Source organism: Limnohabitans sp. (assembly GCF_036804465.1).
Lineage (GTDB): Bacteria > Pseudomonadota > Gammaproteobacteria > Burkholderiales > Burkholderiaceae_C > Limnohabitans.
Map to the genome: position 1 here is coordinate 18,925 of NZ_DAIRSK010000007.1, position 23,682 is coordinate 42,606.

The 23,682-nt window shown below is 55.5% G+C and carries 29 protein-coding genes and 1 tRNA gene; 20 read left to right on the forward strand and 10 right to left on the reverse strand.

Going from position 1 to position 23,682, the window contains the following annotated elements; genetic code table 11:
- Positions 1 to 11: 11 nt before the first annotated feature.
- From atpD to V7Q41_RS05050, 5 genes are all read left to right on the forward strand, one after another.
- A complete protein-coding gene (gene atpD, locus V7Q41_RS05030; RefSeq protein WP_333843667.1) occupies positions 12 to 1,439 on the forward strand; it encodes a F0F1 ATP synthase subunit beta in 1,428 nt (475 codons plus the stop codon).
- Positions 1,440 to 1,447: 8 nt separating this feature from the next.
- Positions 1,448 to 1,864 (forward strand): F0F1 ATP synthase subunit epsilon, encoded by a 417-nt coding sequence (locus tag V7Q41_RS05035; RefSeq protein ID WP_333843670.1) that lies wholly within the window; start codon positions 1,448 to 1,450, stop codon positions 1,862 to 1,864.
- 84 nt (positions 1,865 to 1,948) lie between these two features.
- On the forward strand, positions 1,949 to 2,398 hold the full coding sequence (locus V7Q41_RS05040; protein ID WP_333843673.1) for a YybH family protein: 450 nt from the start codon (positions 1,949 to 1,951) through the stop codon (positions 2,396 to 2,398).
- Positions 2,399 to 2,487: 89 nt separating this feature from the next.
- Positions 2,488 to 3,375, forward strand: coding sequence for a YheT family hydrolase (locus V7Q41_RS05045; RefSeq protein ID WP_333843676.1), 888 nt, complete (start codon positions 2,488 to 2,490; stop codon positions 3,373 to 3,375).
- Positions 3,368 to 3,904: a DUF2946 family protein gene (locus V7Q41_RS05050; protein ID WP_333843678.1), complete on the forward strand. Its 537-nt coding sequence runs from the start codon at positions 3,368 to 3,370 to the stop codon at positions 3,902 to 3,904. Before V7Q41_RS05045 ends, V7Q41_RS05050 begins: the two co-directional genes overlap by 8 nt.
- Positions 3,905 to 3,943: 39 nt before the next feature.
- Here the strand turns inward: V7Q41_RS05050 and V7Q41_RS05055 are convergent, their stop codons facing one another.
- The gene (locus tag V7Q41_RS05055; RefSeq protein ID WP_333843680.1) at positions 3,944 to 4,450 is read right to left on the reverse strand and encodes a c-type cytochrome; all 507 of its coding nucleotides are present in this window, start codon (positions 4,448 to 4,450) and stop codon (positions 3,944 to 3,946) included.
- A 76-nt stretch (positions 4,451 to 4,526) separates the two neighbouring features.
- Between V7Q41_RS05055 and V7Q41_RS05060 the strand changes: the two genes are divergently transcribed.
- Positions 4,527 to 4,602: transfer RNA gene (locus V7Q41_RS05060), tRNA-Arg, on the forward strand.
- Positions 4,603 to 4,608: 6 nt separating this feature from the next.
- On the opposite strand, the gene rsmI is transcribed toward V7Q41_RS05060, so the two are convergent.
- Positions 4,609 to 5,523: a 16S rRNA (cytidine(1402)-2'-O)-methyltransferase gene (gene rsmI, locus V7Q41_RS05065; protein WP_333843683.1), complete on the reverse strand. Its 915-nt coding sequence runs from the start codon at positions 5,521 to 5,523 to the stop codon at positions 4,609 to 4,611.
- A gap of 12 nt (positions 5,524 to 5,535) precedes the next feature.
- On the opposite strand from rsmI, the gene V7Q41_RS05070 reads away from it, so the two are divergent.
- From V7Q41_RS05070 to V7Q41_RS05080, 3 genes are read left to right on the forward strand one after another with little or no spacing between them, the layout of a single operon-like run.
- Positions 5,536 to 5,928: a YraN family protein gene (locus V7Q41_RS05070; protein WP_333843686.1), complete on the forward strand. Its 393-nt coding sequence runs from the start codon at positions 5,536 to 5,538 to the stop codon at positions 5,926 to 5,928.
- A 16-nt stretch (positions 5,929 to 5,944) separates the two neighbouring features.
- Positions 5,945 to 6,544, forward strand: a complete 600-nt coding sequence (locus tag V7Q41_RS05075) for a phosphoheptose isomerase (protein WP_333844019.1) — start codon at positions 5,945 to 5,947, stop codon at positions 6,542 to 6,544.
- Positions 6,541 to 7,233 (forward strand): BON domain-containing protein, encoded by a 693-nt coding sequence (locus V7Q41_RS05080; RefSeq protein WP_333843689.1) that lies wholly within the window; start codon positions 6,541 to 6,543, stop codon positions 7,231 to 7,233. Before V7Q41_RS05075 ends, V7Q41_RS05080 begins: the two co-directional genes overlap by 4 nt.
- A gap of 75 nt (positions 7,234 to 7,308) precedes the next feature.
- Here the strand turns inward: V7Q41_RS05080 and V7Q41_RS05085 are convergent, their stop codons facing one another.
- Positions 7,309 to 8,223 (reverse strand): NAD(P)-dependent oxidoreductase, encoded by a 915-nt coding sequence (locus V7Q41_RS05085; protein ID WP_333843691.1) that lies wholly within the window; start codon positions 8,221 to 8,223, stop codon positions 7,309 to 7,311.
- A 104-nt stretch (positions 8,224 to 8,327) separates the two neighbouring features.
- Here V7Q41_RS05085 and V7Q41_RS05090 point away from each other — a divergent pair, with 104 nt between their 5' ends.
- Genes V7Q41_RS05090 through V7Q41_RS05100 form a run of 3 tightly spaced genes read left to right on the forward strand, consistent with a single transcriptional unit; the run spans position 8,328 to position 9,689 of the window.
- Positions 8,328 to 9,053, forward strand: coding sequence for a YggS family pyridoxal phosphate-dependent enzyme (locus V7Q41_RS05090; RefSeq protein WP_333843693.1), 726 nt, complete (start codon positions 8,328 to 8,330; stop codon positions 9,051 to 9,053).
- A 43-nt stretch (positions 9,054 to 9,096) separates the two neighbouring features.
- Positions 9,097 to 9,378, forward strand: coding sequence for a type II toxin-antitoxin system RelE/ParE family toxin (locus tag V7Q41_RS05095; protein WP_333843695.1), 282 nt, complete (start codon positions 9,097 to 9,099; stop codon positions 9,376 to 9,378).
- Positions 9,379 to 9,389: 11 nt separating this feature from the next.
- Positions 9,390 to 9,689 carry a HigA family addiction module antitoxin gene (locus tag V7Q41_RS05100; RefSeq protein ID WP_324500229.1) on the forward strand — a complete coding sequence of 100 codons (300 nt, stop codon included), beginning with the start codon at positions 9,390 to 9,392 and terminating at the stop codon, positions 9,687 to 9,689.
- Positions 9,690 to 9,917: 228 nt separating this feature from the next.
- Here V7Q41_RS05100 and V7Q41_RS05105 read toward each other — a convergent pair whose 3' ends face one another.
- The 5 genes from V7Q41_RS05105 to V7Q41_RS05125 form a co-directional block, all read right to left on the reverse strand.
- Positions 9,918 to 11,420, reverse strand: coding sequence for an FAD-linked oxidase C-terminal domain-containing protein (locus tag V7Q41_RS05105; protein ID WP_333843703.1), 1,503 nt, complete (start codon positions 11,418 to 11,420; stop codon positions 9,918 to 9,920).
- Positions 11,421 to 11,774: 354 nt separating this feature from the next.
- Complete coding sequence (locus V7Q41_RS05110) at positions 11,775 to 12,653, reverse strand: LysR substrate-binding domain-containing protein (RefSeq protein WP_333843706.1); 879 nt, start codon at positions 12,651 to 12,653, stop codon at positions 11,775 to 11,777.
- Positions 12,650 to 13,495: a formyltetrahydrofolate deformylase gene (gene purU, locus V7Q41_RS05115; RefSeq protein WP_333843709.1), complete on the reverse strand. Its 846-nt coding sequence runs from the start codon at positions 13,493 to 13,495 to the stop codon at positions 12,650 to 12,652. Before purU ends, V7Q41_RS05110 begins: the two co-directional genes overlap by 4 nt.
- A 73-nt stretch (positions 13,496 to 13,568) precedes the next feature.
- Complete coding sequence (locus V7Q41_RS05120; RefSeq protein ID WP_333844021.1) at positions 13,569 to 13,847, reverse strand: BTH_I0359 family protein; 279 nt, start codon at positions 13,845 to 13,847, stop codon at positions 13,569 to 13,571.
- Positions 13,848 to 13,906: 59 nt separating this feature from the next.
- On the reverse strand, positions 13,907 to 14,998 hold the full coding sequence (locus V7Q41_RS05125) for a DUF3108 domain-containing protein (protein ID WP_333843711.1): 1,092 nt from the start codon (positions 14,996 to 14,998) through the stop codon (positions 13,907 to 13,909).
- 11 nt (positions 14,999 to 15,009) lie between these two features.
- Here V7Q41_RS05125 and V7Q41_RS05130 point away from each other — a divergent pair, with 11 nt between their 5' ends.
- Positions 15,010 to 15,972 (forward strand): fumarylacetoacetate hydrolase family protein, encoded by a 963-nt coding sequence (locus V7Q41_RS05130; protein ID WP_333843714.1) that lies wholly within the window; start codon positions 15,010 to 15,012, stop codon positions 15,970 to 15,972.
- On the opposite strand, the gene V7Q41_RS05135 is transcribed toward V7Q41_RS05130, so the two are convergent.
- Complete coding sequence (locus V7Q41_RS05135; protein WP_333843717.1) at positions 15,965 to 16,336, reverse strand: hypothetical protein; 372 nt, start codon at positions 16,334 to 16,336, stop codon at positions 15,965 to 15,967. The two genes, V7Q41_RS05130 and V7Q41_RS05135, sit on opposite strands and share 8 nt — an antisense overlap.
- Before the next feature lie 13 nt (positions 16,337 to 16,349).
- Positions 16,350 to 16,715, reverse strand: a complete 366-nt coding sequence (locus tag V7Q41_RS05140) for a TraR/DksA family transcriptional regulator (protein WP_333843720.1) — start codon at positions 16,713 to 16,715, stop codon at positions 16,350 to 16,352.
- Positions 16,716 to 16,852: 137 nt separating this feature from the next.
- On the opposite strand from V7Q41_RS05140, the gene V7Q41_RS05145 reads away from it, so the two are divergent.
- The 7 genes from V7Q41_RS05145 to V7Q41_RS05175 all read left to right on the forward strand — a co-directional run bounded on the left by V7Q41_RS05145 (position 16,853) and on the right by V7Q41_RS05175 (position 23,660).
- Positions 16,853 to 17,209: a DUF2946 family protein gene (locus tag V7Q41_RS05145; RefSeq protein WP_333843723.1), complete on the forward strand. Its 357-nt coding sequence runs from the start codon at positions 16,853 to 16,855 to the stop codon at positions 17,207 to 17,209.
- A gap of 100 nt (positions 17,210 to 17,309) precedes the next feature.
- Entirely contained in the window at positions 17,310 to 19,433 is a 2,124-nt protein-coding gene (locus tag V7Q41_RS05150; protein WP_333843726.1) for a TonB-dependent receptor, read from the forward strand.
- Between the two features lie 16 nt (positions 19,434 to 19,449).
- Positions 19,450 to 20,661: a hypothetical protein gene (locus V7Q41_RS05155; protein WP_333843728.1), complete on the forward strand. Its 1,212-nt coding sequence runs from the start codon at positions 19,450 to 19,452 to the stop codon at positions 20,659 to 20,661.
- A complete protein-coding gene (locus V7Q41_RS05160) occupies positions 20,645 to 21,154 on the forward strand; it encodes a hypothetical protein (protein ID WP_333843730.1) in 510 nt (169 codons plus the stop codon). The genes V7Q41_RS05155 and V7Q41_RS05160 overlap by 17 nt, the downstream gene beginning before the upstream one ends.
- A gap of 21 nt (positions 21,155 to 21,175) precedes the next feature.
- Entirely contained in the window at positions 21,176 to 21,670 is a 495-nt protein-coding gene (locus V7Q41_RS05165; RefSeq protein WP_333843732.1) for a copper chaperone PCu(A)C, read from the forward strand.
- Positions 21,671 to 21,711: 41 nt separating this feature from the next.
- A complete protein-coding gene (locus V7Q41_RS05170; RefSeq protein ID WP_333843734.1) occupies positions 21,712 to 22,383 on the forward strand; it encodes a PhaM family polyhydroxyalkanoate granule multifunctional regulatory protein in 672 nt (223 codons plus the stop codon).
- Positions 22,380 to 23,660 (forward strand): FIST signal transduction protein, encoded by a 1,281-nt coding sequence (locus tag V7Q41_RS05175; protein WP_333843736.1) that lies wholly within the window; start codon positions 22,380 to 22,382, stop codon positions 23,658 to 23,660. The genes V7Q41_RS05170 and V7Q41_RS05175 overlap by 4 nt, the downstream gene beginning before the upstream one ends.
- Positions 23,661 to 23,682 lie beyond the last annotated feature (22 nt).

A 23,682-nucleotide genomic window follows, 5' to 3' on the forward strand; every position in this document is an offset into this window, starting at 1 on the left:
GCAAAAGTAATATGGCTCAAGAGCACACCCAAGTGAACGCAGGCGTTCAGGGCAAGATTGTTCAATGTATTGGCGCGGTGGTGGACGTCGAGTTTCCTCGCGACCAAATGCCCAAGGTCTACGACGCGCTCAAGCTCGAAGGCACTGCACTGACTCTGGAGGTTCAGCAACAGCTTGGTGATGGCATCGTCCGCACCATTGCGCTGGGTACTTCCGATGGTCTGCGTCGTGGTCTGATGCTGACAAACACGGGGGCTGGCATCACAGTACCCGTGGGCAAAGCCACACTGGGCCGCATCATGGACGTATTGGGTAACCCCATCGACGAACGTGGTCCTGTTGACCAAGCACAAACTGCAACGATTCACCGCAAGGCACCCGCCTATGACGAACTCAGCCCTTCGCAAGAATTGCTCGAGACCGGCATCAAGGTGATCGACTTGGTCTGTCCGTTCGCCAAAGGCGGTAAGGTCGGCTTGTTTGGTGGCGCCGGAGTTGGCAAGACCGTGAACATGATGGAACTCATCAACAACATCGCCAAAGCACACAGCGGCTTGTCCGTGTTTGCTGGTGTGGGTGAGCGTACCCGTGAAGGTAACGACTTCTATCACGAGATGGCCGACTCAGGCGTGGTGAACTTGAAAGACTTGAACGAGTCTAAAGTGGCCATGGTCTACGGTCAGATGAACGAGCCCCCAGGCAACCGTTTGCGCGTGGCGTTGACAGGTTTGACCATTGCTGAATCATTCCGTGACGAAGGCAAAGACGTGTTGTTCTTCGTGGATAACATTTATCGCTACACCTTGGCTGGTACCGAAGTGTCCGCCTTGTTGGGTCGTATGCCTTCTGCGGTGGGTTACCAACCTACGTTGGCCGAAGAAATGGGCCGTTTACAAGAGCGTATTACCTCTACCAAAGTGGGTTCTATCACTTCCATCCAAGCCGTTTACGTGCCTGCCGATGACTTGACCGACCCATCACCCGCAACCACCTTTGCTCACTTGGACTCCACTGTTGTGTTGTCTCGTGACATCGCTTCATTGGGTATCTACCCAGCGGTAGATCCACTCGACTCCACCAGCCGTCAGTTGGACCCGTTGGTGGTGGGCGAAGAGCACTACTCCACTGCGCGCGCTGTGCAGGGCACATTGCAACGCTACAAAGAATTGCGTGACATCATCGCGATTTTGGGCATGGACGAATTGGCGCCTGACGACAAGCTGGCTGTGGCCCGCGCTCGTAAGATCCAACGTTTCTTGTCTCAGCCTTTCCACGTCGCTGAAGTGTTCACGGGTTCACCCGGTAAATACGTGACCTTGGCTGAAACCATCCGTGGTTTCAAGATGATTGTGAACGGCGAGTGTGACCACCTGCCAGAACAAGCCTTCTACATGGTCGGCACCATTGACGAAGCATTCGAAAAAGCTAAGAAGATCTGAGAGATCCTATGAGTACCATCCACGTAGATGTTGTCAGCGCTGAAGAGTTGATCTTCTCAGGCGAAGCCACTTTTGTGGCTTTGCCAGGCGAGGCAGGCGAGCTCGGTATCTACCCGCGCCACACGCCGCTGATTTCACGCATCCGTCCCGGTTCGGTGCGCATTCACACAGCTGATGGTGGGGAAGAGTTTGTCTTTGTCGCAGGTGGCATTCTTGAAGTGCAACCAAACTGCGTCACGGTCATGTCGGATACCGCTGTGCGCGGCAAAGACATGGACGAAGAAAAAGCAAACGCGGCCAAACTCGCAGCAGAAGAAGCCGTGAAGAACGCGAAAACAGAAGTCGATTTGGCGCGTGCTCGTTCAGAGCTGCACATTTTGGCGGCTGAATTGTCGGCCTTGCGCCGCTACCGTGCCCACAAGTAATTGCTGTGCAAGTTGGCGTATTAAAAGCCCCCACCTCGCGGTCGGGGCTTTTTTATTGCGCTAAAAAAGTAGAAAATTTGCCTCATGCCTAAAGCCAAACTTCAAGCAGCCACCGTAGGCGGTTCTGCCGACATCATTGAAGCCCAGTTTTACGAAGCACTACAAACGGGGGACATCGAAAAACTCATGGGATGTTGGGCCGACGAAGACGACATCGTGTGCGTGCACCCCGGTGGCCCACGCCTGGTCGGAAGCGCGAGCATCCGAGCGGCGTTTGAGGCCATGTTCACCAACGGCGTCATCGCCGCACGGCCGGAACACATTTGCAAAGTCGAATCTCTCACCAGCGCGATGCACAATGTGATCGAGCGCGTTGCCTTGGTCACCACGGACGGAAAACAAGAAGCTGTGGTTGTTGCCACCAACGTCTATCAAAGAACAGCACAAGGTTGGCGCATGGTGGCGCACCATGCGAGCCCCGGCACTGCCCCAACGCATGCCCAAGCGCATCAAGCCCCACAGGTCTTGCATTGATTTGGAATTACCAAGCGCCCTGGTGGTTGCCAGGGGGAAATCTCCAAACGATTTATGCAGCAAAGCTGGCCCAGCGTTACTCTGGACCTGTGCCCAAATGGACGCGACAACGATTGAACACGCCAGATGGCGACTTTATTGATGTCGATTGGCGCAAAGACGAAATTGACTTGTCGCCAGAGCGGCCTTTGGTGATTTTGTTTCATGGCTTAGAAGGGTCGTCAAGCAGCCATTACGCACAAGCATTTGCTCATGAAACACACCAACGCGGGTGGCACATGGCGGTTCCCCACTTTCGTGGCTGTAGCGGTGAAATCAATTGGGCTCCGCGTGCCTACCATTCCGGCGATTTTGAAGAGGTCGGCTGGATACTCAGCCGCATTCGTGAACAGCACCGTGGCCCCTTGTACGCGGTAGGCATCTCCTTAGGCGGCAATGCTTTGATGCGCTGGGCAGGTGAAATGGGACAAACTGCCACAAAGTATGTTGACGCTATTGCCTCGGTATGTTCACCCATCGACTTAACGGCAAGCGGCAAAGCCATTGATGCAGGAATCAACAAATGGTTGTATGCACGCATGTTTTTAGGCACCATGAAGCCTCGTGCCATGGAAAAACTCAAGCAGTTCCCAGGATTGTTCAACCCTCACACATTGATGGCTGCGAAGTCTCTCTATGAATTTGACCAAGTATTCACCGCGCCCCTGCACGGTTTTAAAAACACCGATGACTACTGGGCACGTGCCAGTGCCAAACCTGGCTTATCTCGGGTGCAAGTCAGCGCACTGGTACTCAATGCCTGTAATGACCCATTTATCCCTGCAAGCAGTTTGCCCGCGCTGAATCAGGTGAGCGCTTGGGTCAAGTTGTGTCAACCTGAAGCAGGGGGACACGTGGGTTTTGCTTCAGGAACTTTCCCTGGAGACTTGCAAGAAATGCCTTGGGCAGTCACAGATTGGATGTCGCAACATGGATGACCTCGTTTTACAAGCCATGGCCAAGTGGCCCAATGTGCCTGACTGCTATGGTTGGCTAGGATTGGACGCGCGCGGCGATTGGTATATGCGGGATGAGCAAACGCAGCAACGGGGCAACTTTTCGCAAAGCAAAGGTTCGCGCTTGCTCCATGAGAAGCTGATCGACTTCATTGGCCGCAACTATGCCAGCGACAAACAAGGCAGGTGGTTTTTTCAAAACGGACCGCAGCGGGTATATGTTGAGCTAGAGGCCACGCCATGGGTTTGGCGCTTGCAACCGGATGGTTCCATTCAGTCTCATACGGGATCAGCCGCTCGTATGCAGCGCTGTATCGTGGATGAGCATGGTCGTTTGTATCTGGATACAGAGCAAGGCTTTGGCCTGCTTCATACACAAGATGTGTTGCACGCAGCCGACTTCATAGAAACAGGTTTGTGGGTGCCTCAAGCGGTAGCAAAGCGCGAACTGGCAAAAGTTTTTGGCTATGTACGAAGCCCACAACACACACAGACAAAAGAACAGATATAAAAAAACCGGCCGAGGCCGGTTTTCTGGCGAAACGAAGTATTACTTGGCCTCAGGCTTTTTAGGCTCGGCAAACTTTGCGCCAGCAGCGTTGGCCATGTAGACAACAGCGCGACCAATTTCAAAATCTTCAAAATCGCCCCCACCCTGAGCACCCATGGCACCCTTGCCTTTGAGGGCCGATGTCATCAGCGTGTCATAGCCTTTGGCCACACGTGCAGACCAAGCCCCAACATCACCAAACTTAGGGGCACCCGCAGCACCCGCGACGTGGCAAGCAGCACATTGAGCTTTATAAACGTCCTCACCAGTTCGAGCGGCGCGGTTGGCATCTTTGATTTCAACCGATCCAACTTTTTGGATACGCGCGGCAATCGCCTCTGGCTCGGTAGATGAACCTGCTTGTGGCTTGTTGGCAGAAGTGACATAGGCCACCAAACCAATGATGATGAAGACGGGCAAAACAAAAGAATACAAAACAGCAATCAAGAGCTGCTTAGGTGTTTTGATAGGGCCTGTGTGGGCTTCCTCGTGGTGCTGGTCACTCATTTTTATAAATCCTGATGGGTAGCTTTAGAACTCTTTCAATTATAGCGGTGGCCTACAATGCAAAAGCGATAGAAGTGCGGCTGTAGCTCAGTGGATAGAGTATTGGCCTCCGAAGCCAAGGGTCGTGGGTTCGATCCCCGCCAGCCGCACCAAGTTTGTCAGGCAGAGGCTTGTTTCAGCTCTAATGCGCGGTCGTACAGTGCATTTTTAGCTTCACCGCTGATTTCTGCAGCCACTTTGACTGCAGTTTTCAGAGGCAATTCTTGCATCAAGATTTTCAGCAGGCGGTCGGTGTCCGAGCCTTCAGTGCGCGCTTGAGGCTGCGCGTGCACCACCAACACAAACTCACCCCGTGTTCGTTGGGCATGACCACAAAGCCATGCGCATAAATCTTTGGCGGCCAGGGTGGCTATTTCTTCAAATTGCTTGGTCAACTCGCGACCCACAGTGACCGAGCGCTCACCCAAAACCTCCAACGCACTCGCGAGCGCTTCGATGCGATGAGGCGCTTCTAACAGCACCTGAGTGCGGGGTTCGTGGCGCATTTCCTCAATCGCATGGCCACGCTCGGTGGCCTTGGCCGGCAAGAAGCCCACAAACACAAAACCCGACGAGTCATGGGCAGGCGTGCCACAAGCACTCAAAAGTGCCGTCACGCTGCTCGCGCCAGGCAAGGGCATCACGCGCAAGCCTGCACTTTGCACCTGCCATACCAAGCGAGCGCCTGGGTCGCTCACAGCGGGCGTACCTGCATCGCTGACATAGGCGACGCGTTCGCCAGCTTGCAAACGGCGAATCACTTCGACAGCAGCTTCAGCCTCATTGTGTTGATGCACGGCTAACCAATGAGAATTTGATTTGTCGATGCCGTAGGCACGCAGCAAAGTTTGTGAGTGACGCGTGTCCTCACAAGCCAGTGTGTCGCAAACACTCAGCACATGCAGCGCACGCAAACTGATGTCGGCCAAATTGCCAATAGGTGTGGCCACCACATACAGCGTGCCAGCTGGATGCATTTGGTTGGCTGCGGCAGCGTGCGCGGCCGTCAAAGCGGAATCAAAGTTGACGTTCATCTGGGAGATGCTGTGAACAAACCTGAGAGTCAATTGCAAGTGCACTTGCCATCCACCACCAAGCAAAAAGGAGATGCGGCTGAAGACCGCGCGTTGCATCATTTAAAAGCACAGGGCTTGAAGCTGCTGCAGCGCAATTATCGGACGCCAGGCAGGGGCGGGGGCGAAATAGATTTGATCATGCGCGACAACGATGGCACGCTGGTATTTATCGAAGTGCGAAACCGAGCAAATACAAAGCATGGCGGGGCCATCGCTAGCGTGACGCTTGTCAAGCAACGGCGTATTGTGTTTGCGGCCCAGCATTACTTGTTAAAACTCAGACACATGCCCCCGTGCCGGTTTGATGTGGTCGCTGTTGAAGGTGACGCTATGCAGTGGTTCAAAGCCGCATTTGATGCTTAAAGGTATCATTGGCGGCATGCTTGAGCAAAGAATTGAACAACACTTCATCGACTCTGCGGACCTGAAATATCAGGCCGCGCAAGTCCTGTCTAAACCGATCGCCGCCGCCGTGTCTGCTGTGCTGGCCAGTGTCACCAGTGGTGGCAAAGTGCTGGCATGCGGCAATGGTGGCTCGGCCGCAGATGCACAGCACTTTGCGGCCGAATTTGTGGGCCGCTTTGAGCGTGAGCGACCCGAGCTAGGGGCCATTGCGCTGACCACCGACACCTCTATCATCACGGCCATCGCCAACGACTACAGCTTTGAGCAAATTTTCGCCAAACAGGTTCGTGCCTTAGGGCAGTCGGGCGACGTACTTCTGGCCATCACCACCAGTGGTAACTCGGCCAATGTGCTGGCAGCCATCGAGGCGGCTCATGAGCGCGACATGACTGTGGTCGCTCTAAGCGGCAAAGGCGGCGGCAAAATGAATCAAGCTCTGCGCGAAACGGATGTGCATATTTGTGTGCCGCACGACCGTACGGCCCGAATTCAAGAAGTGCATTTATTGGCTATTCACTGCATTTGCGACGGCGTAGACACGCAGTTGCTTGGCGAAACAGAAGGTAAAGAATGAAAATTTACGGCAAATCAACAGCCTCGATGCTGTCCACCTTGGTCATGTGCTTGGGGCTTGCCTCATGTGCTGCACCCCTGATGTTTGGAGGCGTCATTGGCGGTGCGATGGTGGCCAGTGACCGTCGTACAGCGGGCATTCAGCTCGAAGATGAAAGCATTGAGCAACGCAGTGGCACGGCCATGCGCGAAAACTTTGGTAGTAAAGAACACATCAACATTACCAGCTACAACCGCCAAGTGTTGCTCACGGGCGAGGTGTCCAACGACACTGTACGTCGACAAGTGGAGTCTTTGGTCAGCCGTGTCGAAAATGTGCGGGCGGTGGTCAACGAGCTGGCCATTGGCCCAGCGTCCAGCACCAGCGAACGAGCAAGCGATGTGTTGCTGGTGGCCAAAGTCAAGGCATCGATGGTGGACACCGAGGACGTGTTTGCCAACGTCTTCAAAGTGGTGAGCGAGCGTGGCACCGTCTACCTCATGGGTCGCGTCACGCAGCTCGAAGCCAAGCGAGCCACCGATGTGGTTCGAGGCATGAGTGGTGTCAAACGTGTGGTGCGGGTGTTTGAATACATCACCGACGACGAGCTGCGCGCCATGCAACCCAAGCGCAGCAATGCTGAATCGGTCAACCTCAACCCGCCCCCTGCCGTCAAGCCACCCCAGCCCGTGGTGACACCCATCAAGTAAAAGCACATCTCATCCCCAACCAACACAAAGCCCCGTCAGCTCTCGCTGCGGGGCTTTTGCGTAGGCGCTTTGGGTTTAACGCAAACGCTTGATCAGGCTAGACGTGTCCCAGCGGTTACCGCCCATTGTTTGCACATCGGCATAAAACTGGTCAACCTGCTGCGTCACAGGCAACACCGCACCGTTGCGCTTGGCTTCGTCAAACACCAGACCCAAGTCTTTGCGCATCCAGTCAACAGCAAAGCCGAAATCAAACTTGTCGGCCACCATGGTCTTGCCACGGTTGTCCATTTGCCAGCTTTGAGCCGCCCCTTTGCCAATCACGTCGAGCACCAGGTTCATGTCGAGGCCCGCTTTTTGACCAAAGGCGATGGCTTCGCTCAAGCCTTGCACCAAGCCAGCAATACAAATTTGGTTCACCATTTTGGTCAGCTGGCCCGCGCCAGGCTCACCCATCAGCGTGAACGCGCGTGAAAAAGCCATGGCCACAGGCTTGACTTGCTCAAACACCGCCGCATCGCCACCGCACATCACAGTCAGCAAACCGTTTTGAGCGCCACCTTGGCCGCCAGACACAGGTGCGTCGATGAAGTGAATGCCCAGGTTCTTGGCCGCAGCGTAAATCTCGCGTGCCACGTCAGCCGAGGCGGTGGTGTGGTCCACCAACACCGTCCCTGGCGCCATGCCTGCCAACATGCCGTCAGCGCCAAACACCACCGAGCGCAAATCGGCGTCATTGCCCACGCAGCAAAACACAATGCTCGCGCCTTTGGCGGCTTCGCGTGGGGTGGGTGCGCTTTGGGGGGCTTTGCTGTTGGCAAATTCTGTCACCCAAGCTTGCGCCTTGGCGGGTGAGCGGTTGTAAACCGTCACCGCGTGGCCTGCGCTGGCCAAGTGGCCGGCCATGGGATAACCCATCACGCCCATGCCAATGAAGGCAACGTGGGCAGAAGCGGCGGATTCGTAGGTTTTGGCGTTGATGCTGGACATGGTGTTTCTATAGAGGGTTGATTCGTATCAAATCATAGGGGCAGCGCAGCCACTCCGTATGTCGCACAGGTAACCCTATCAATGCCTTGTTAAAGTAGCCCCACATGAGCACCTTTGAACACGCCTCAACCCTCCTGCGCGACAAGCTGCACGCTTTGCAAGTGCGCATCCATGCAGCCTGTCTCGCCAGTGGCAGACCCGCTGGCAGCGTGCAGTTGTTGGCCGTGTCCAAAACTTTCAGCGCCGACGATGTGCGCCAAGTGGCAGCCTGTGGTCAACGCGACTTTGGTGAGAACTACATCCAAGAAGGCGTAGACAAAATCATCGCCTTGCAAGACAGCCAGCCTGCGCTGGTGTGGCATTGCATTGGCCCCATGCAGAGCAACAAAACCAAACTTGTTGCCGAGCATTTTGATTGGGCGCACACGGTGGACCGCCTCAAAATTGCGCAGCGCCTGAGTGACCAGCGCCCCGCGCACCTGGCGCCACTCAACGTATGTTTGCAAGTCAACATTGACGGCGGCGCAACCAAATCTGGCCTCGCCCCCGACGAGGTGCTGGCGCTGGCCACCGAAGTGGCCAAGCTGCCCCGCTTGGCGTTACGCGGCCTCATGACCATCCCCGACCCTGTGGATGGCTTTGAGGCTCAAGTGGCGGTGCATGCCAAAGCACGCGCGTTGTTTGATATGGTCAAAGCCGCCTTGAACCTGCCCCACTTCGACACCCTGTCCATGGGCATGACGGGCGATCTAGACGCCGCTGTGCAGGCGGGCAGCACGATGGTGCGGGTCGGGACGGCGATATTTGGTGGGCGCGCTTACGCCGCTTAAGTAACTATTTGACATTAGTCATGTGTCGCGTTATTATCTGGGCATGGCGATCAAGTCTTTCAAATGCTCGGATACACAAAAGCTGTTTGAGGGCAAACCTGTGGCGCGTTGGGTCAACATCGAACGCTCCGCTTTACGCAAGTTAGAGCAGCTGGATTGGTCAATTGTGTTGGATGACTTGCGAGCGCCGCCTGGAAATAGATTAGAAGCCCTCAAGGGCAAACGAAAAGGCCAATACAGCATTCGCATCAGCGACCAATGGCGCGTCTGTTTTAAATGGGGCCCAGAAGGCGCATTTGATGTGGAAATCGTGGACTACCACTGAGGTGAAATGACATGAGAAAAGTTGCTCCCGTTACCCCCGGCGAAATGCTGGAAGAAGAATTCCTCAAACCCTTAGGTTTGAGTAAATACCGACTCGCCAAAGAAATTGGCGTGCCCGCACAGCGTATTGGCGAAATCGTGGCGGGCAAACGGTCTATCACTGCCGACACCGATTTACGTTTATGTCGTTACTTTGGTTTGAGTGATGGTTGGTGGTTGCGCGGGCAAACCAACTACGACATGGCCATTGCACGTGAGTCGATGGGTGAAGCACTGGCAAAGATTCAGCGTTGCACGTTGTTGGCGGCTTGATTCCAGGAAATGTGATGTTTGATGACCTTGTCAAACAACAAATCAAGTCAAGTGTGCTTTGTTGGCTAGCGACCGTGGATGTGTTTGTACAGAAAGGTTTCAAGATACAAGGTTCAGCTCAGATAGTGAAATCCAATCACGTGGACTATTCAAAGTGGGCTGAGAGCAAAACCAAATTGAAGCAGCGATGAAGCGCTATGGTGTCAAGCCTCTTGATTGAGGCTCAGCTCAAAACCGCGGCAAATCCGGATGCTTGATCTGCCCGGCGCGCACCAACATCTTGCCGTACTCGGCACAGCGGTGCAGGGTGGGGATGACCTTGCCGGGGTTAAGTAGGCCCTTGGGGTCAAAGGCGCGCTTGACGCCAAACATCTGTTCGTTTTCTTCGCCACTGAACTGCACGCACATGCTGTTGACCTTCTCGATGCCCACACCGTGCTCGCCCGTCACCGTGCCGCCCATGGCGACACTGGTTTCCAAAATGTCTGCGCCAAATTGTTCGCAGCGGTGCATCTGGTCGGGGTCGTTGGCATCAAACAAAATCAGTGGATGCAGGTTGCCATCGCCCGCATGGAACACATTCAAGCAGCGCAGCTGGTATTTCTTTTCCATCTCTTGAATGGCTTCCAAGATGTCGGCCAAACGCTTGCGTGGGATGGTGCTGTCCATGCACATGTAGTCGGTGCTGATGCGGCCCGAGGCGGGGAACGCATTTTTGCGTCCGCTCCAAAACTTCAGGCGTTGTGCTTCGTCGCGGCTGACCGTGATGGCGGTGGCCCCGCAGTTGCGCAGCACGTCGCTCATGCGGCCAATTTCTTCTTCCACCTCTTCGGGCGTGCCGTCGCTCTCGCACAGCAAAATCGCGGCGGCGCTCAGGTCGTAGTCGGCATGCACAAAGTCTTCTACGGCGGCGGTCATGGGGCCATCCATCATCTCTAAACCTGCGGGAATGATGCCTGCGGCAATCACCGCGGCTACCGCATCGCCCGCTTTGCGCACATCGTCAAAGCTGGCCATGATGCAGCGCGCCAACTGGGGCTTGGGCACGAGCTTGACAGTCACCTCGGTGGTGACGGCCAACATGCCTTCGCTGCCCACGACCACGGGCAACAAATCGAAACCCGGTGTGTCAAGCGCATCGCTGCCAAACTCAATTGGATCGCCCTCGATGGTGAAACCCTTCACCTTCAGTACGTTGTGCACGGTCAGGCCGTATTTCAAACAATGCACGCCGCCCGAGTTTTCGGCCACGTTTCCGCCGATGGTGCAAGCAATTTGGCTGGACGGGTCGGGCGCGTAATACAGCCCGTATTGCGACACCGCTTCGCTGATGGCGAGGTTGCGCACGCCACATTGCACCAAGGCAGTGCGAGCGAAAGGGTCGATGTTGAGAATTTGGTTGAACTTGGCCAGCGACAGCGTCACACCCATGGTGTGCGGCATCGCACCACCCGACAGGCCCGTGCCAGCACCGCGTGCGACCACGGGCACATCCAAGGCATGACAAATTTTGAGCACGGCTTGGACTTGGTCTACTGTCTCGGGCAAGGCCACGCACATGGGGCGGGCGCGATAGGCGGTGAGGCCGTCGCATTCGTAAGGCACTGTGTCCTCAAGGGTGTAGAGCAGGGCGTGCTGTGGCAGCACTTTCAGCAGGGCTTGCACCACTTGTGACTGGCGCTCGGCGCGGGCAAGGGTGGTGTGCTGATCGGAGGTGAGGGGTGCGTTCATGCATTGCACTTTACGGCAAAACTGGGGTTTGGCGTGTGAAGAAAGTTACAGCTCGCGTTGAAATGGTTTTGTTGCCTCACTTCGGTCGCGTCAAGTAGACAGTGGAGCACGCCCTGCGGCTTACATCGCTTCGCGACGAATGGCGCCGCATGACGTACCCCACTGCCCACTTGACGGTTGCTTGGATTCGCAAGGTCGGCATAAAAGGGTATTTCGTGACGTTTCTTCGGGTGTCGTGAATGGGAGGGGCCGGTACCGTCATACGGCGCCATTCGTCGCGCAGCGATGTAAGCCGTGTGGCGGTACTGGCCACTCCCGTTCACAGCGAACGAAATTGCAACGACAGACAAAGACTTAAGGAACAGCCTTCTTCAACCAATCCGCAAACGCCGCACATTCCCATCGCTCCATCGCGCCCGTGCGCCAACACAAGTAATGCCCATGGGGGCTAGGCGCTTGGCGCGGGAAGATGCGCACCAATGTGCCGTTTTCTAGCCAAGGCGCACCTAGCTTCAAGCGCACCAAGCCAATACCCAAGCCCTGGGCAGCCGCGTCGCACATCAGACCAATGTCGTTAAAGCTTGACCCATCCATCGGTTCGGGCCAGTCCAAGTCGTGCGCGGCAAACCAAGTGCGCCAAGGCTCTAGCGGGCTGCGCAGCAAGGTGGCGGTTTCTAGATCTTGTGGCGTTTCAAACGGACCATGTTCGCGGATGTAGGCAGGTGAGGCCAAGGGCGTCACGTCGTCTTTCATGAGGCAGATGTGCTCCACGTCGGCGTAGCGTCCTGTGCCAAAGCGGATGGTGAGGTCAGCGTCTTCAGCCACCACATCCAAGAGCGGAATGCTCACTTGCAGGGTGATGTCAATCTCGGGGTACGCGTCTGCAAACTGGCGCAAGCGCGGCATCAGGATGGAGCGGGCAAACGTCGGTGTGACGGCCAAGCGCAATTTGCGTTTGCCGGTTGTGGCGTTGCCGTCTTTGCCAGGAAAGCGTTCCAAAATGGCCAAGCCCTCGCGCACATGCGCCAGGTATTCGCTTCCTTCGGTGGTGAGCGAGAAGTCAGCACGGCCAAACAGTTTGACGCCCAGCAACTGCTCGAGTTGCTTGACGCGGTGGCTGACTGCGCTTGGCGTGACGCATTGTTCTTCTGCCGCTTGTGTGACTGAGCGCAAACGCGCCAACGCTTCAAAAGTGAGCAAACACTGAATGGGCGGAATGCGGCTGGCGCTCATTTAAAAATAACGGTCTTGTGGCCATTGAGCAGCACACGGTGCTCGCTATGCCACTTCACAGCACGAGCCAGGACTTGGCTCTCGGTATCACGGCCTTGGGCGGTGAAGTCTTCCACGGTTTTGCTGTGGTCCACGCGGGCCACGTCTTGCTCAATGATGGGGCCTTCGTCCAAGTCGGCGGTCACGTAGTGGGCGGTGGCACCAATGAGCTTGACGCCACGGTCGTGCGCTTGGTAGTAGGGCTTGGCACCTTTGAAGCTGGGCAAGAAGCTGTGGTGAATGTTGATGGCCCGGCCCGACAATTTTTGGCACAGATCGTCGCTCAAAATTTGCATGTAGCGGGCCAGCACCACCAGCTCTGCAGCTTCGGCTTCAATCACCTCAAAGGCTTTGGCCTCGGCCTGAGCTTTGGTGGCAGACGTCACGGGAATGTGGTGAAACGGCACGTTGTAGCTGGCCGCCAGTTGGTAAAACTCGCGGTGGTTGCTGACGATGGCGCGAATGTCCAAAGGCAGCAGGCCGCTTTTGACGCGGAACAACAAGTCGTTCAAGCAGTGGCCTTCTTTGCTGACCATCAACACCGTGCGCATGGGTTGCGTGGTGTCGTGCAGGGTCCACTTCATGCCGAAGGTGTCAGCAAAGCTGGCGAGTTGCGCACGCAAGTCGTCTGGCACCACGGCATCGCAGGCAAATTGCACGCGCATGAAAAACAGGCCCGTGTCGGGGTCGTTGTATTGGGCGGCTTCTTCGATGTTGCCTTTGCGCTCCAGCAAAAAACCAGACACGGCGTGCACGATGCCCTGACGATCGGGGCAAGACAAATTAAGGATGTAGGCAGTCATGGGTGCAATTGTAGGGAGGACTGGGTAAGAAAAAGGGCGCCGAGGCGCCCTGGACGTCTTGCGCAAAGCAGGCTCAGTGCACCACCACCGGGTTTTGGGCCAGCTCGGCATAGCCGGCCAAGGTGTCTTCCACTTCTTCTTGGCTGGGGGCGTTTTCTTGCCAAGCGCGCAAATGGGCTTGGAACTGCTCGGCCCACGAGCCCTCTAGATAAATCTCTTTGCCCGAGCGCTTGTCCACAATTTCAAAGCCGTGGCGTGCCAAAGCCGGCACATCGGGGCGCACAGGCACACACGCATCATCCACCTGCAGATGCATGACCGAATACGTGTCGGAGTTGTAGAGCATGTCCATGGGAAACTTTCGGCGAAAAACGAATTGCATCTAAGCATATCGGATTCAAACGGCCAAATTCAAGGGCTGGGCTTTTCAGCCCTGCTCAACAGTTGGTCTACAAAATCGCCGTTGGCGTTGGTGATGCGCAAACGCACGGGCAAGTAGCCCAAGGTGGGGGCAAACCAGAGTTCAATTTGTTGGTCAAATTCGCGGCGCGGCTTGCGGTTGACTTTAATGGCGTTGATCTCCCCAAAAGGCAGATCTTGCAGCTCTTCCTTTTCCACCAAAAAATGCCACACCTCGGCCTCGCGCTGCGACACGGTTTGGAAAGACAACATCGTGCCGGCAGGAAAGCGGGTGGGGTCGGCCGCCAGCAGGCTGCTGATCTGAAGCACCACACTCAGCCGGTCTTGTGCGCCTTTGAGCAGCGGCGCATCGGGCGAGTTGGCACTGAAGCTGATGATGCCTTTGTCGCGCTGAAAGTGAGCCGCCAGCTCACTGCGGCTTTTGTCGCCAAAGCGGGTTGGCATGAGCCCTTCTGCGCCTAAAGTGCCTTTGCTGACTTGCACCCGAGAGCCGAGTAAAAACGCGCTCACCTCAAGGCGCGCCTCGTAATTCTGGCCGTCTTGCTGCCAATTGAGTTCAGCGCCGGCCCAGTAATTCAAGCCCTTCGCTTGGCCTTGAACCTTGTATTTCAGCAGGGCCGATTCAGGTGCAATGAAGCGGGTGGCTTCGGTCAGGCCTTCGGTGCCTGCGCGTTTGAAGGGCGGCAAGTCCACCGCTTCTGCGCTGCGCACCGGCAGAGCCAACGGCGTGGCCAGGTCATGGCCGAATTCGTCAAACTTCAAAGGTTTGACGCTTTCGCTGGCCATGGCGGGAGCGTCGGTCGTCTGTGTGGGGAGGGCTTGCGCAATTGGCGGCGCCTTCGGGGCGGGCAATTGCGGGGCGCGTGGCGAAGCCACTTTAATTTGTCTCGTCACCATGGCCTGCGGGCGCAGTGGCTCGCCCGGTGCGGAATTGACCCACAGAGGCGTGCCTGCAAGTAGCCACAGATGAAGCACCAGCACGACACCCACCAAGAGCACCGCCTGTTTGGGCTGCAAATGCGGCGCACGCATGGGGCGAGAAGGCAGGGCACGGGCGTGCATGGCGGGCGAGTGTTCTTTCATAGAATCGTGGCATGAAATTAGCCACATACAAAGACGGGACGCGCGACGGCCAACTGCTGGTCGTGTCGCGTGACCTCAGCACCGCGCATTATGCGACGGGCATTGCCAGCCGCATGCAGCAAGCGCTTGATGACTGGGGGTTCATCGCCCCGCAGCTGCAAGACCTCTATGAAACCCTGAACAACGGCAAAGCGCGCCATGCCTTTGCGTTCAACCCCGCCATGTGCATGGCCCCATTGCCTCGCGCCTACCAGCGTCTGACGGGCACGGCCTACGCCAGCCACGCCGCCTGGTTGGGTGAGGGCGGTGGCGACTTGGTGGTGCACCAAGCAGCAAGCGACGTGTTGCTGGGCGCACACGACCCCGTGCTGTGCGCCGATCAAAACTCAGGTGCAGACTTCTCGGCAGAAATCGCGGTCATCACAGGCGATGTGTCCCCTGGCCTATCGCCTGACGATGCGCTTGAATGCATCCGCTTGGTGATGCTGTCAAACTGCACCACCTTGCGTCACGTGGCCGACCGCCTGCAAAGCCAACCCGCAGCATCATTCAGCCCCGTTGCAGTCACGCTCGATGAATTGGGCGACGCGTGGGACAACGGCGGCGTGCACCTGACCATGCAAGTGGCGTGGAACGGCCGCAAAGTTGGCATGTGCGATGCAGGCACTGACATGACGTATCACTTTGGCCAGATCGTGGCGCATGCCAGCAAGACCCGCGCTCTGCGAGCGGGGACGGTGGTCAGCAGCGGCACAGTCAGCCATGCAGGCTTCGAGCAAAACGGCAAAACCGAATGGCCCAAGGGCTACAGCTGCATCGCCGACAAACGCGCCATGGAAACCGCGCTCGATGGCAAAGCCACCACCGACTTCATGCAGTTTGCCGACACCGTGCGCATCGAAGCCAAGGGCAAAGACGGCCAAAGCGTGTTTGGCGCCATTGAGCAAGAGCTGGCGCCGCTGAGCCTTATTTAACGAGCGCGGGGTCAGCGCCCATGCTGTCAAACTTCATAAAGTAATGACGGGCCATCGCCACCACTTGTGCATCGGTGGGGTGATCACTGGGCACGCTGTCCACCACGTGCACATGGGCGTGGTGTTGTTTGCACCAATCGCGAAACTCGTCGCGAGCCATGCCTGGACCGGTGACCAACACTTCGTGCGTGCCTTCAAGCGCTTTGGCAATGTCGGCATACAGGTGTGCAACTTCATTGGGCTTGCCTTGGTGTTTGTGGTGGCTGCGTGATTTGACGCGTTGGCTCTCCACATGCTCGCGGTCAAACATCAACACATGGGCTTCTTGGTGGTCCATCCAAACCACGGCGTGAAAAGTAGTCATCTGTTTTTCTTTCTTAGTGAGGGTGGCGTTCGGCTTTTTCTTGGCAGCCAATGCAGCGGGCGGCTTCGGGCGCTGCGCTCAGACGGGCGTCGGGAATCGTGGCATCGCAGTCAGTGCATTGCCCATAAGTGCCTGCGGTGACGCGGGCCAATGCTTCATCGATCGCGGCCAGCTCGGCAGTCTCGTGTTCGTTGAGGGCGAACTCAAGGTCACGTGCGGTGTTGACCTGTGCGTCTGAGTCTTCGTTGTGCGAAAAGTGCTCGGCAGCCACTTCAGCACGACTGGCAATGCCGCCGCGTTGTTGCGCAATCTGTGCCAGTAAGTCGGCGCGTTGGGTTTCAAGCTGGCGCTTGAAAGCGTTGGTGTGTGGTGCGTCCATCAAAGTTCCTCTTGGTATGCACCTCATCCTGCGCGCAAGTGGCTGGGATGTCGTTGATGGACATCAATAAAAAGCGGTATCACGCGATTTGACCGGATGGTCATGATCCGTTGTTGGCTTGCGCCATAATGCAAGCCATGCAACAGCGACGCAACGCCATTCAAATCACCCGCCTCGTGCTGGTGTGGTTCGCGTTGTCTGTGGGCGTGGCCATTGCATCACCCGTGATCAATCCCAAGGGCATGGACATGGTGTGTACCGGCACTGGCGCCATGAAGCTGGTGGTGCAAGGCGACGACGATGCGTCAGCCTCCAGCCTCACGCTGGATTGCCCCTTGTGCGCGTCGATTTGCGCACCGCCTCCCGCGCTCAACACCGCGTTGACGCAAGCTTCCCCTCTGGCCCATGCCCTGCAGCCCGTGGCTTCAGCGCACATTGCGGCCCTCACGGCACCCCCGCTCCCATCGCGCGGGCCGCCTGCACTTTTCCTCTGATCGTTAAAGCGGGTGTGCGGCCTTTTGCCGCGGCCTTTGTTTGGCTTTTTTGCTGCTTGAACGCGCAAATACAAGCCGTCTAGATTTCAGGAAAAGTTGTATGAAAAAAATCAAACCTAATTCAATATCTATTTTGACGCTCACGCTTATTGCGTCTGCTGTGCAAGCACAAAATATCAAAGATGCAGAGTCCTTTTTGGACGTCGTTACAGTCACGTCCACCAAAGAGAAGAGCACGCTCAAGGAAACTCCCGCGTCAATTGGTGTGATTTCAGAAGAGTCGATTCGCCTGACTGGTCCAACTCACCCTCAACAACTACTTGGACAAATACCTGGAGTAGCAGTGGGGGTCACCAACGGTGAAGGTCACAACATGGCCATCCGCCAACCGTTCTCCACGAATCCCGTATATCTTTACCTTGAAGACGGTATTCCAACGCGTGCAACTGGATTCTTTAACCATAACGCACTTTACGAGGTCAATATTCCTCAAGCAGCTGCTGTTGAAGTCATCCGCGGTCCTGGGTCAGCGCTTTATGGCTCCGATGCTATTGCAGGGACTGTGAATATCATCACACGAGCACCTGAAAAAACAAATGGTGTGAGTACAACGGTTGAGGTTGGGAGTTTTGGATGGAAGCGAGTATTGGCTGATGGGACCTTTGGCGCTGATCAAGACGGAGGTCTTCGAATTAGTGTCAATCGCTCGCATACCGATGGATGGCGTGACAAGACAGGCTATGACCGAACCAGTGCGAATTTTCGCTGGGACAAAGTCATAGATAACAAGACGTTTGTTAAGACCATATTGGGTTATACAAACATTGATCAGCAAACGGGTGCGAATTCAGCGCTGACCCGCGCCGATTACGAAAACAACCCGACTAAAAATAATTTTTCAATAGCCTACCGTAAGGTGGAGGCGTTGAGACTTTCTAGTGAAATTACCCATTACCAAGGCGACGATGTGTTTACTGTCACGCCGTATGCCCGATACAACAAAATGGATCTGAACGGTTCCTACAACCTGAGTTCAGACCCTCGCATTGAGAACACCGCTTTGACTTCACTAGGTATTTTGACGAAGTGGAGAAAGGACTTGGGCGGAGCTTGGAAGCCGAGATTGATCATGGGCTTTGATGCAGAGAGAAGCCCAGGATCCCGCACAGAGGACGCATTGACGTTGACCAAAACAGGGACAGGAGCCAACACGAATTACACGGGATACACGGTTGGTTCCCGCATATACGATTACAAGGTTGATTTCCAATCAGAATCACTTTACTCGCACTTGCAAATCCAACCGACTGACAAAACTTCGGTAACGCTGGGCCTACGTTATGACCACATTACTTTTAACTTAGATAATCATCTTTCTAGCCATGTCTTGGCCGGAAATAAGTATTACGGGCAAATTGCTGATACCCAAAAATCATTCAGCCGTGCTTCACCAAAGCTTGGGTTGACACATTTGCTAGATTCCAAAACAAGCTTGTATGCGTCGCACAATCAGGGTTTCAGGGTGCCCTCCGAATCGCAATTGTTCAGGGCTGGAAACGACAATACTTCATCCCTTGCCAGTGCCAAGGCACTACTGGCTTTGAGTTTGAAGCCAATCCTCGCCAAGCAGTCTGAATTTGGTGTGCGTGGTTCTTCTTCAGGTATCGACTACGACATCGTGGCCTATCGTTTGGAGAAATACGATGACTTGGTGTCACAAAGGGATTTAGCTACCAACGTGACAACTTCAGTGAACGCCGGTAAGACCCAACATCAAGGCATTGAGTTTGCTTTGGGGGCCAATTTGGATAGGACTTGGCGACTAGACAGTGCATTGAGTTTTGCCAGCCATAAGTACATTGATTGGGTCACTTCCAGCGCCAACAACTCTGGAAATACGATGGAGGCGGCACCTAAAACCATCGCTAACACACGCCTAACTTGGCGTCCCAATAGCCAAAACCTCGCGCAATTAGAGTGGGTTCATCTCGGCTCTTACTGGCTTGAGGCAACCAACAGCCCAAACTTTGGTAAGTACGAAGGGCACGAAGTTTTCAACCTAAGGGTAAGCCATGCGTTGAGCAAGGATGTCAACCTCTTTGGGCGTATCACTAATTTGACAGATAAGCGCTATGCCGATAGCGCATCTGTTTCTTCTAGTACCCGTGTGTTCTCGCCTGCTTTGCCCAGAGCTGTTTATACGGGTGTAGATGTTCGCTGGTAATACAGATAATTCAAAAATGAAAATGTCTCCCTGGTTTTGCAAATTAATCGCACTCGCTGTTGTCTTGTGCACCTCGGTGCATAGCTTGGCGCAACATACCCATGTTGCATCCAGCCGCCGACCACAGCTTTCCATGGGGGCAGCTTTCAGTCCAGATGGACGGCTTTGGGTTTTAGGGCTCGATTCGGGTGGAAAAATGTTCGTGCAGCACACGACATTTCCAGGCCCGATTGAGTTCTCTCCGCCTCAGATTCTTGATATTGGATCAGATGAAGTCTCCGCTGATGGTGAGAATCGACCAAAAATCGCCTTTGGTCCAAATGGCTGGGTTGTCATCAGTTATACCCAGCCACTTGCTAAACCCTATACGGGTTTCATTCGAATGATGCGAAGTGCCGATGGCGGCAAGACCTTTTCCGCACCTTTTACGGTTCATCAAGACCAGCAAGAAATCACGCATCGATTTGAGTCCATCGCGTTTGATGCCAAAGGTGATTTGCACACGCTCTGGATAGATAAGCGTGATCAGCCGCCCCGCAATTCAGGCAAAAGTTATGTGGGTGCCGCTATTTACAGAAATGTGTCGCGAGATGGGGGCGATACGTTTGAGCCTGATACCAAAGTGGCAGATCATTCGTGCGAATGTTGTCGTATTGCATTGACTCATAACCAAGCGGGTGAGTTGCAGGCCATGTGGCGCCATGTTTTTGGACAGCAAACGCGCGACCATGCATTTTCGAGCGTTGAGACCAAACAGCCTAACCAAATCACACGCGCTAGCTATGACGATTGGAAAATTAATGCATGCCCTCACCATGGACCAGGCCTCGCATTGAATGCCTTAGAGAAAAAGGGTGGCTACCATGCTGTTTGGTTTGGTCTGAGGCAAGAAAAAGATCAGACGATTGCAGGTGTGAGGTATGCAAGACTGAGCGCCGATGGCGAGCCTTTAGCCAACACCTTAAAGATGCTGCCTGATCCGCGGGCTGAACATGCTGATGTGATGTCACACAAGGAAAAAGTAGCCATCGTCTGGCGAAGCTCTGAGGGTAAAAAAACTAGCTTGAAAGCCTGGTTGTCGCGCGATGGCGGCAATACATTTGAACTAAAAAATCTTGGTGATACGGTTGGAAATAACGATCATCCGCGTTTGGCGCAAATTGGCTCTCGTATGGCGGTTGTTTGGCGCTTGTCAGAAGAAATCAAGACTTATGAAATTAGCTTTTAAACAGGTCGTCGCATATTTGATTTTTTTGCAACTCGGCGTGCCTCTGGTTTCGTTTGCGCAACATCACCACGCCAATGGTGTGTCCGTAAAAACTTCTTTCCTGGCTGTTCGAGCATTTGATGAGACAACTTGGACAAATCTTGTGAAGCAAGGTCCTCGACCAATGGCCTATATGTTCACCACTTCTTATTGCAGTACATGTCCTGAAGCCTTTGAGGTTCTGAACAATGCCGTGAAAAAAAATGGCAAAAAAATTGAGTTGGCTGCCGTCATGATGGATGTGAGTGGTGCTCAGGCCGTCAGGCATGCCAGTCATTTCAGTGGCCTCACGCAGTTGTATTCTTTTGACGGATTTGAACCAGCGATTCGTCAAAGTGTCGATCCGCAATGGCCCAATGTAACCCCCTACATTGTGTTGATTGATCGCAATGGTGGTTTGCAAAAAACAATCGGTCCACCTTCGCCTAGTATGCTCAAGCGTTGGCTTTCATAAGTTTTCTTTTTGGAGATAAGCATGACATTTAACAAACACCTCATTTCCGCTGCACTCACTACCGTGTGCGCTGTTAGCGCGTTTGCACAAAACGTGACTGTCACCGACGCATGGGCACGCGCCACGGTGCAGGGCCAAAAGGCCACGGGCGCGTTCATGAAGATCACCGCCAAAGACAACGCCAAGTTGGTGTCGGCCAGCAGCCCTGCGGCTGGCGTGGTGGAAATCCACGAAATGAAGATGGAAAAAGACATCATGAAGATGGCAGCTCTGCCCAATGGTCTTGACCTGCCCGCAGGCAAAGCGGTCGAGCTCAAGCCCGGCGGCTATCACGTCATGTTGATGGACCTGAAGGCCCCTTTGGCCAAAGACACCACCGTGCCCGTGACGCTGACGTTTCAAGACGCCAAAGGTGTCAAGTCCAACGTGGAGCTGAAAGTGCAAGTGGGCATGCAAGCGCCCATGCTGCAGCAGCAAAAACAGATGGACCACAACCACGGCGATCACAAACACTGAGTGAGGTTTGGTTTAATGTGTCTTCTACACAGGAGACAAACATGACCCAATCCGCTGGCTTTGATTTCACCAAGTTCGTTCCGGGCTTTGATTTCTTAAAAAATCTCACCCCCGGTGGCGGGGCCGGCGCATCTGCTGCGCCTGGTTGGGTTGCGCCCACGCTGGACCCCGAAGAGCTAGACAAGCGCATTCAAGAACTCAAGACGGTTCAGTTCTGGCTAGAGCAAAACACCAAAGCAGTGGGCGCCACCATTCAAGCCCTAGAGGTGCAGCGCATGACGCTCAACACCTTGAAGGGCATGAACATGAGCTTCAACGACTTGGCCGACTCCCTGAAAGCCAAGCCGCAACCAGCGGCACCTGCTCAACCCATGTACTCGTTCACACAAGCGGCCCCTGCGCAGCCTGACCCTGTCGTGCACGACGAACCCGAAGCGCCCCAAGCCAAGCCAAGCCAAGCGCGAAACAAAAAAGCCCCTGCGAGTGGCGTAGACCCCTCGCACTGGTGGGGTGCATTGACCGACCAGTTTCAACACATCGCCACACACGCCATGAACGACATGGCGCATCGCGCGCACGCCCATGCGTCTGCACAAGCTGCCCAGCCGACTGCCAAACAACCAGTGGCCAAAGCCACACCGCGAAAAACTGCAGCCAAATCCTCTGCAGCAAAAACCCCTGCGGCTCGCAAGACAGTTGCCCGAAAAAAATGAAGCTCTTCCCTTACGGTCACGCCACCCACCCGCATTGGGAAATGGCCGCTGGCTTGGTGCTGGCCCAGTTACGCGCGCACATGGCTTTACCCGACTATGCGAATGCGCCGCACCTTGGACTGCTCTACATCACCGACCACTACGCCACCCATGCACAAGACATCTTGTCGCACCTGAGTGCCGAGTTGCCCGAAATCACCGACTGGGCTGGCACGGTTGGCGTGGGGATTGCGGCCAATAACGTGGAGTACTTTGACGAGCCTGCGCTGAGCGTGATGCTGTGCGACATTGCGCCCGAGCATTACCGTGTGTTCAGCGGCGTGGCCCCTTTGGCGCAAGCGGGCATGGGCAACTTGCGTGGCAGCAGCTTTGTGCCACACACCGCGCTGTTGCATGCCGATGCGCAAACCCCCGATGTGCCCGAGCTGATTGCCGAGCTAGCCCAGCGCACGGCCAGTGGCTATGTGTTTGGCGGCCTGTCGGCCAGTCGAACCGACGTGGTGCAGTTTGCACTCAGCGGCGACGGCAACATCGCGGGGCAGGGCAAAGCCACTGGGGTGTTTCATGGTGGCTTGAGTGGCGTTGCCTTTGATGCCCAGGTGGCTTTGGTGTCGCGCGTCACACAAGGCTGTTTGCCCGTGGCCAAGGTGCACACCATCACCGGCGCCGATAACCATGTGGTGCTCTCCCTTGACGGCGAGCCTGCACTGCATGTGCTGGAGCGCGACCTGCAAATCAGCCTGACCAACACACAACCCGCCATTGCCAAAGTGCGTGCCACCTTGGTGGGCTTGTCTGCCGAGCATGACCCGACCATCAAGCGCACTGGTGAGTTTGATGATGCCGTGCTGGTGCGCCACATCATCGGCATCGACCCCGCACGCGAGGCGGTGGCCGTGGCGAAAGCTGTGGATGTGGGCATGCGCCTCACGTTTTGCCAACGCAATGCAGCGGCCGCGCGTGCCGACCTGACACGCATCTGTGCCGAAATTCGCGAGGCCCTCGAGCCCGAAGAAATGACGGCCGATTTGGCTGGCGCTCTGAGTGCTGACACCCACACCAACCCACACCCTGCACGCCGCATGGCAGGTGCGATTTATGTGAGCTGCGCCGGGCGAGGCGGCCCCCACTTTGGTGGGCCAAGTGCCGAGATGCACATCGTGCGTCGCGCATTGGGCGATGTGCCCTTGGTGGGCTTTTTTGCCAGTGGCGAAATTGCCCACCAAGAATTGCATGGCTACACCGGCGTGTTGACAGTGTTCACCACCGAGGCGTAATTTGCCGCTGTCTCGCGGCAGG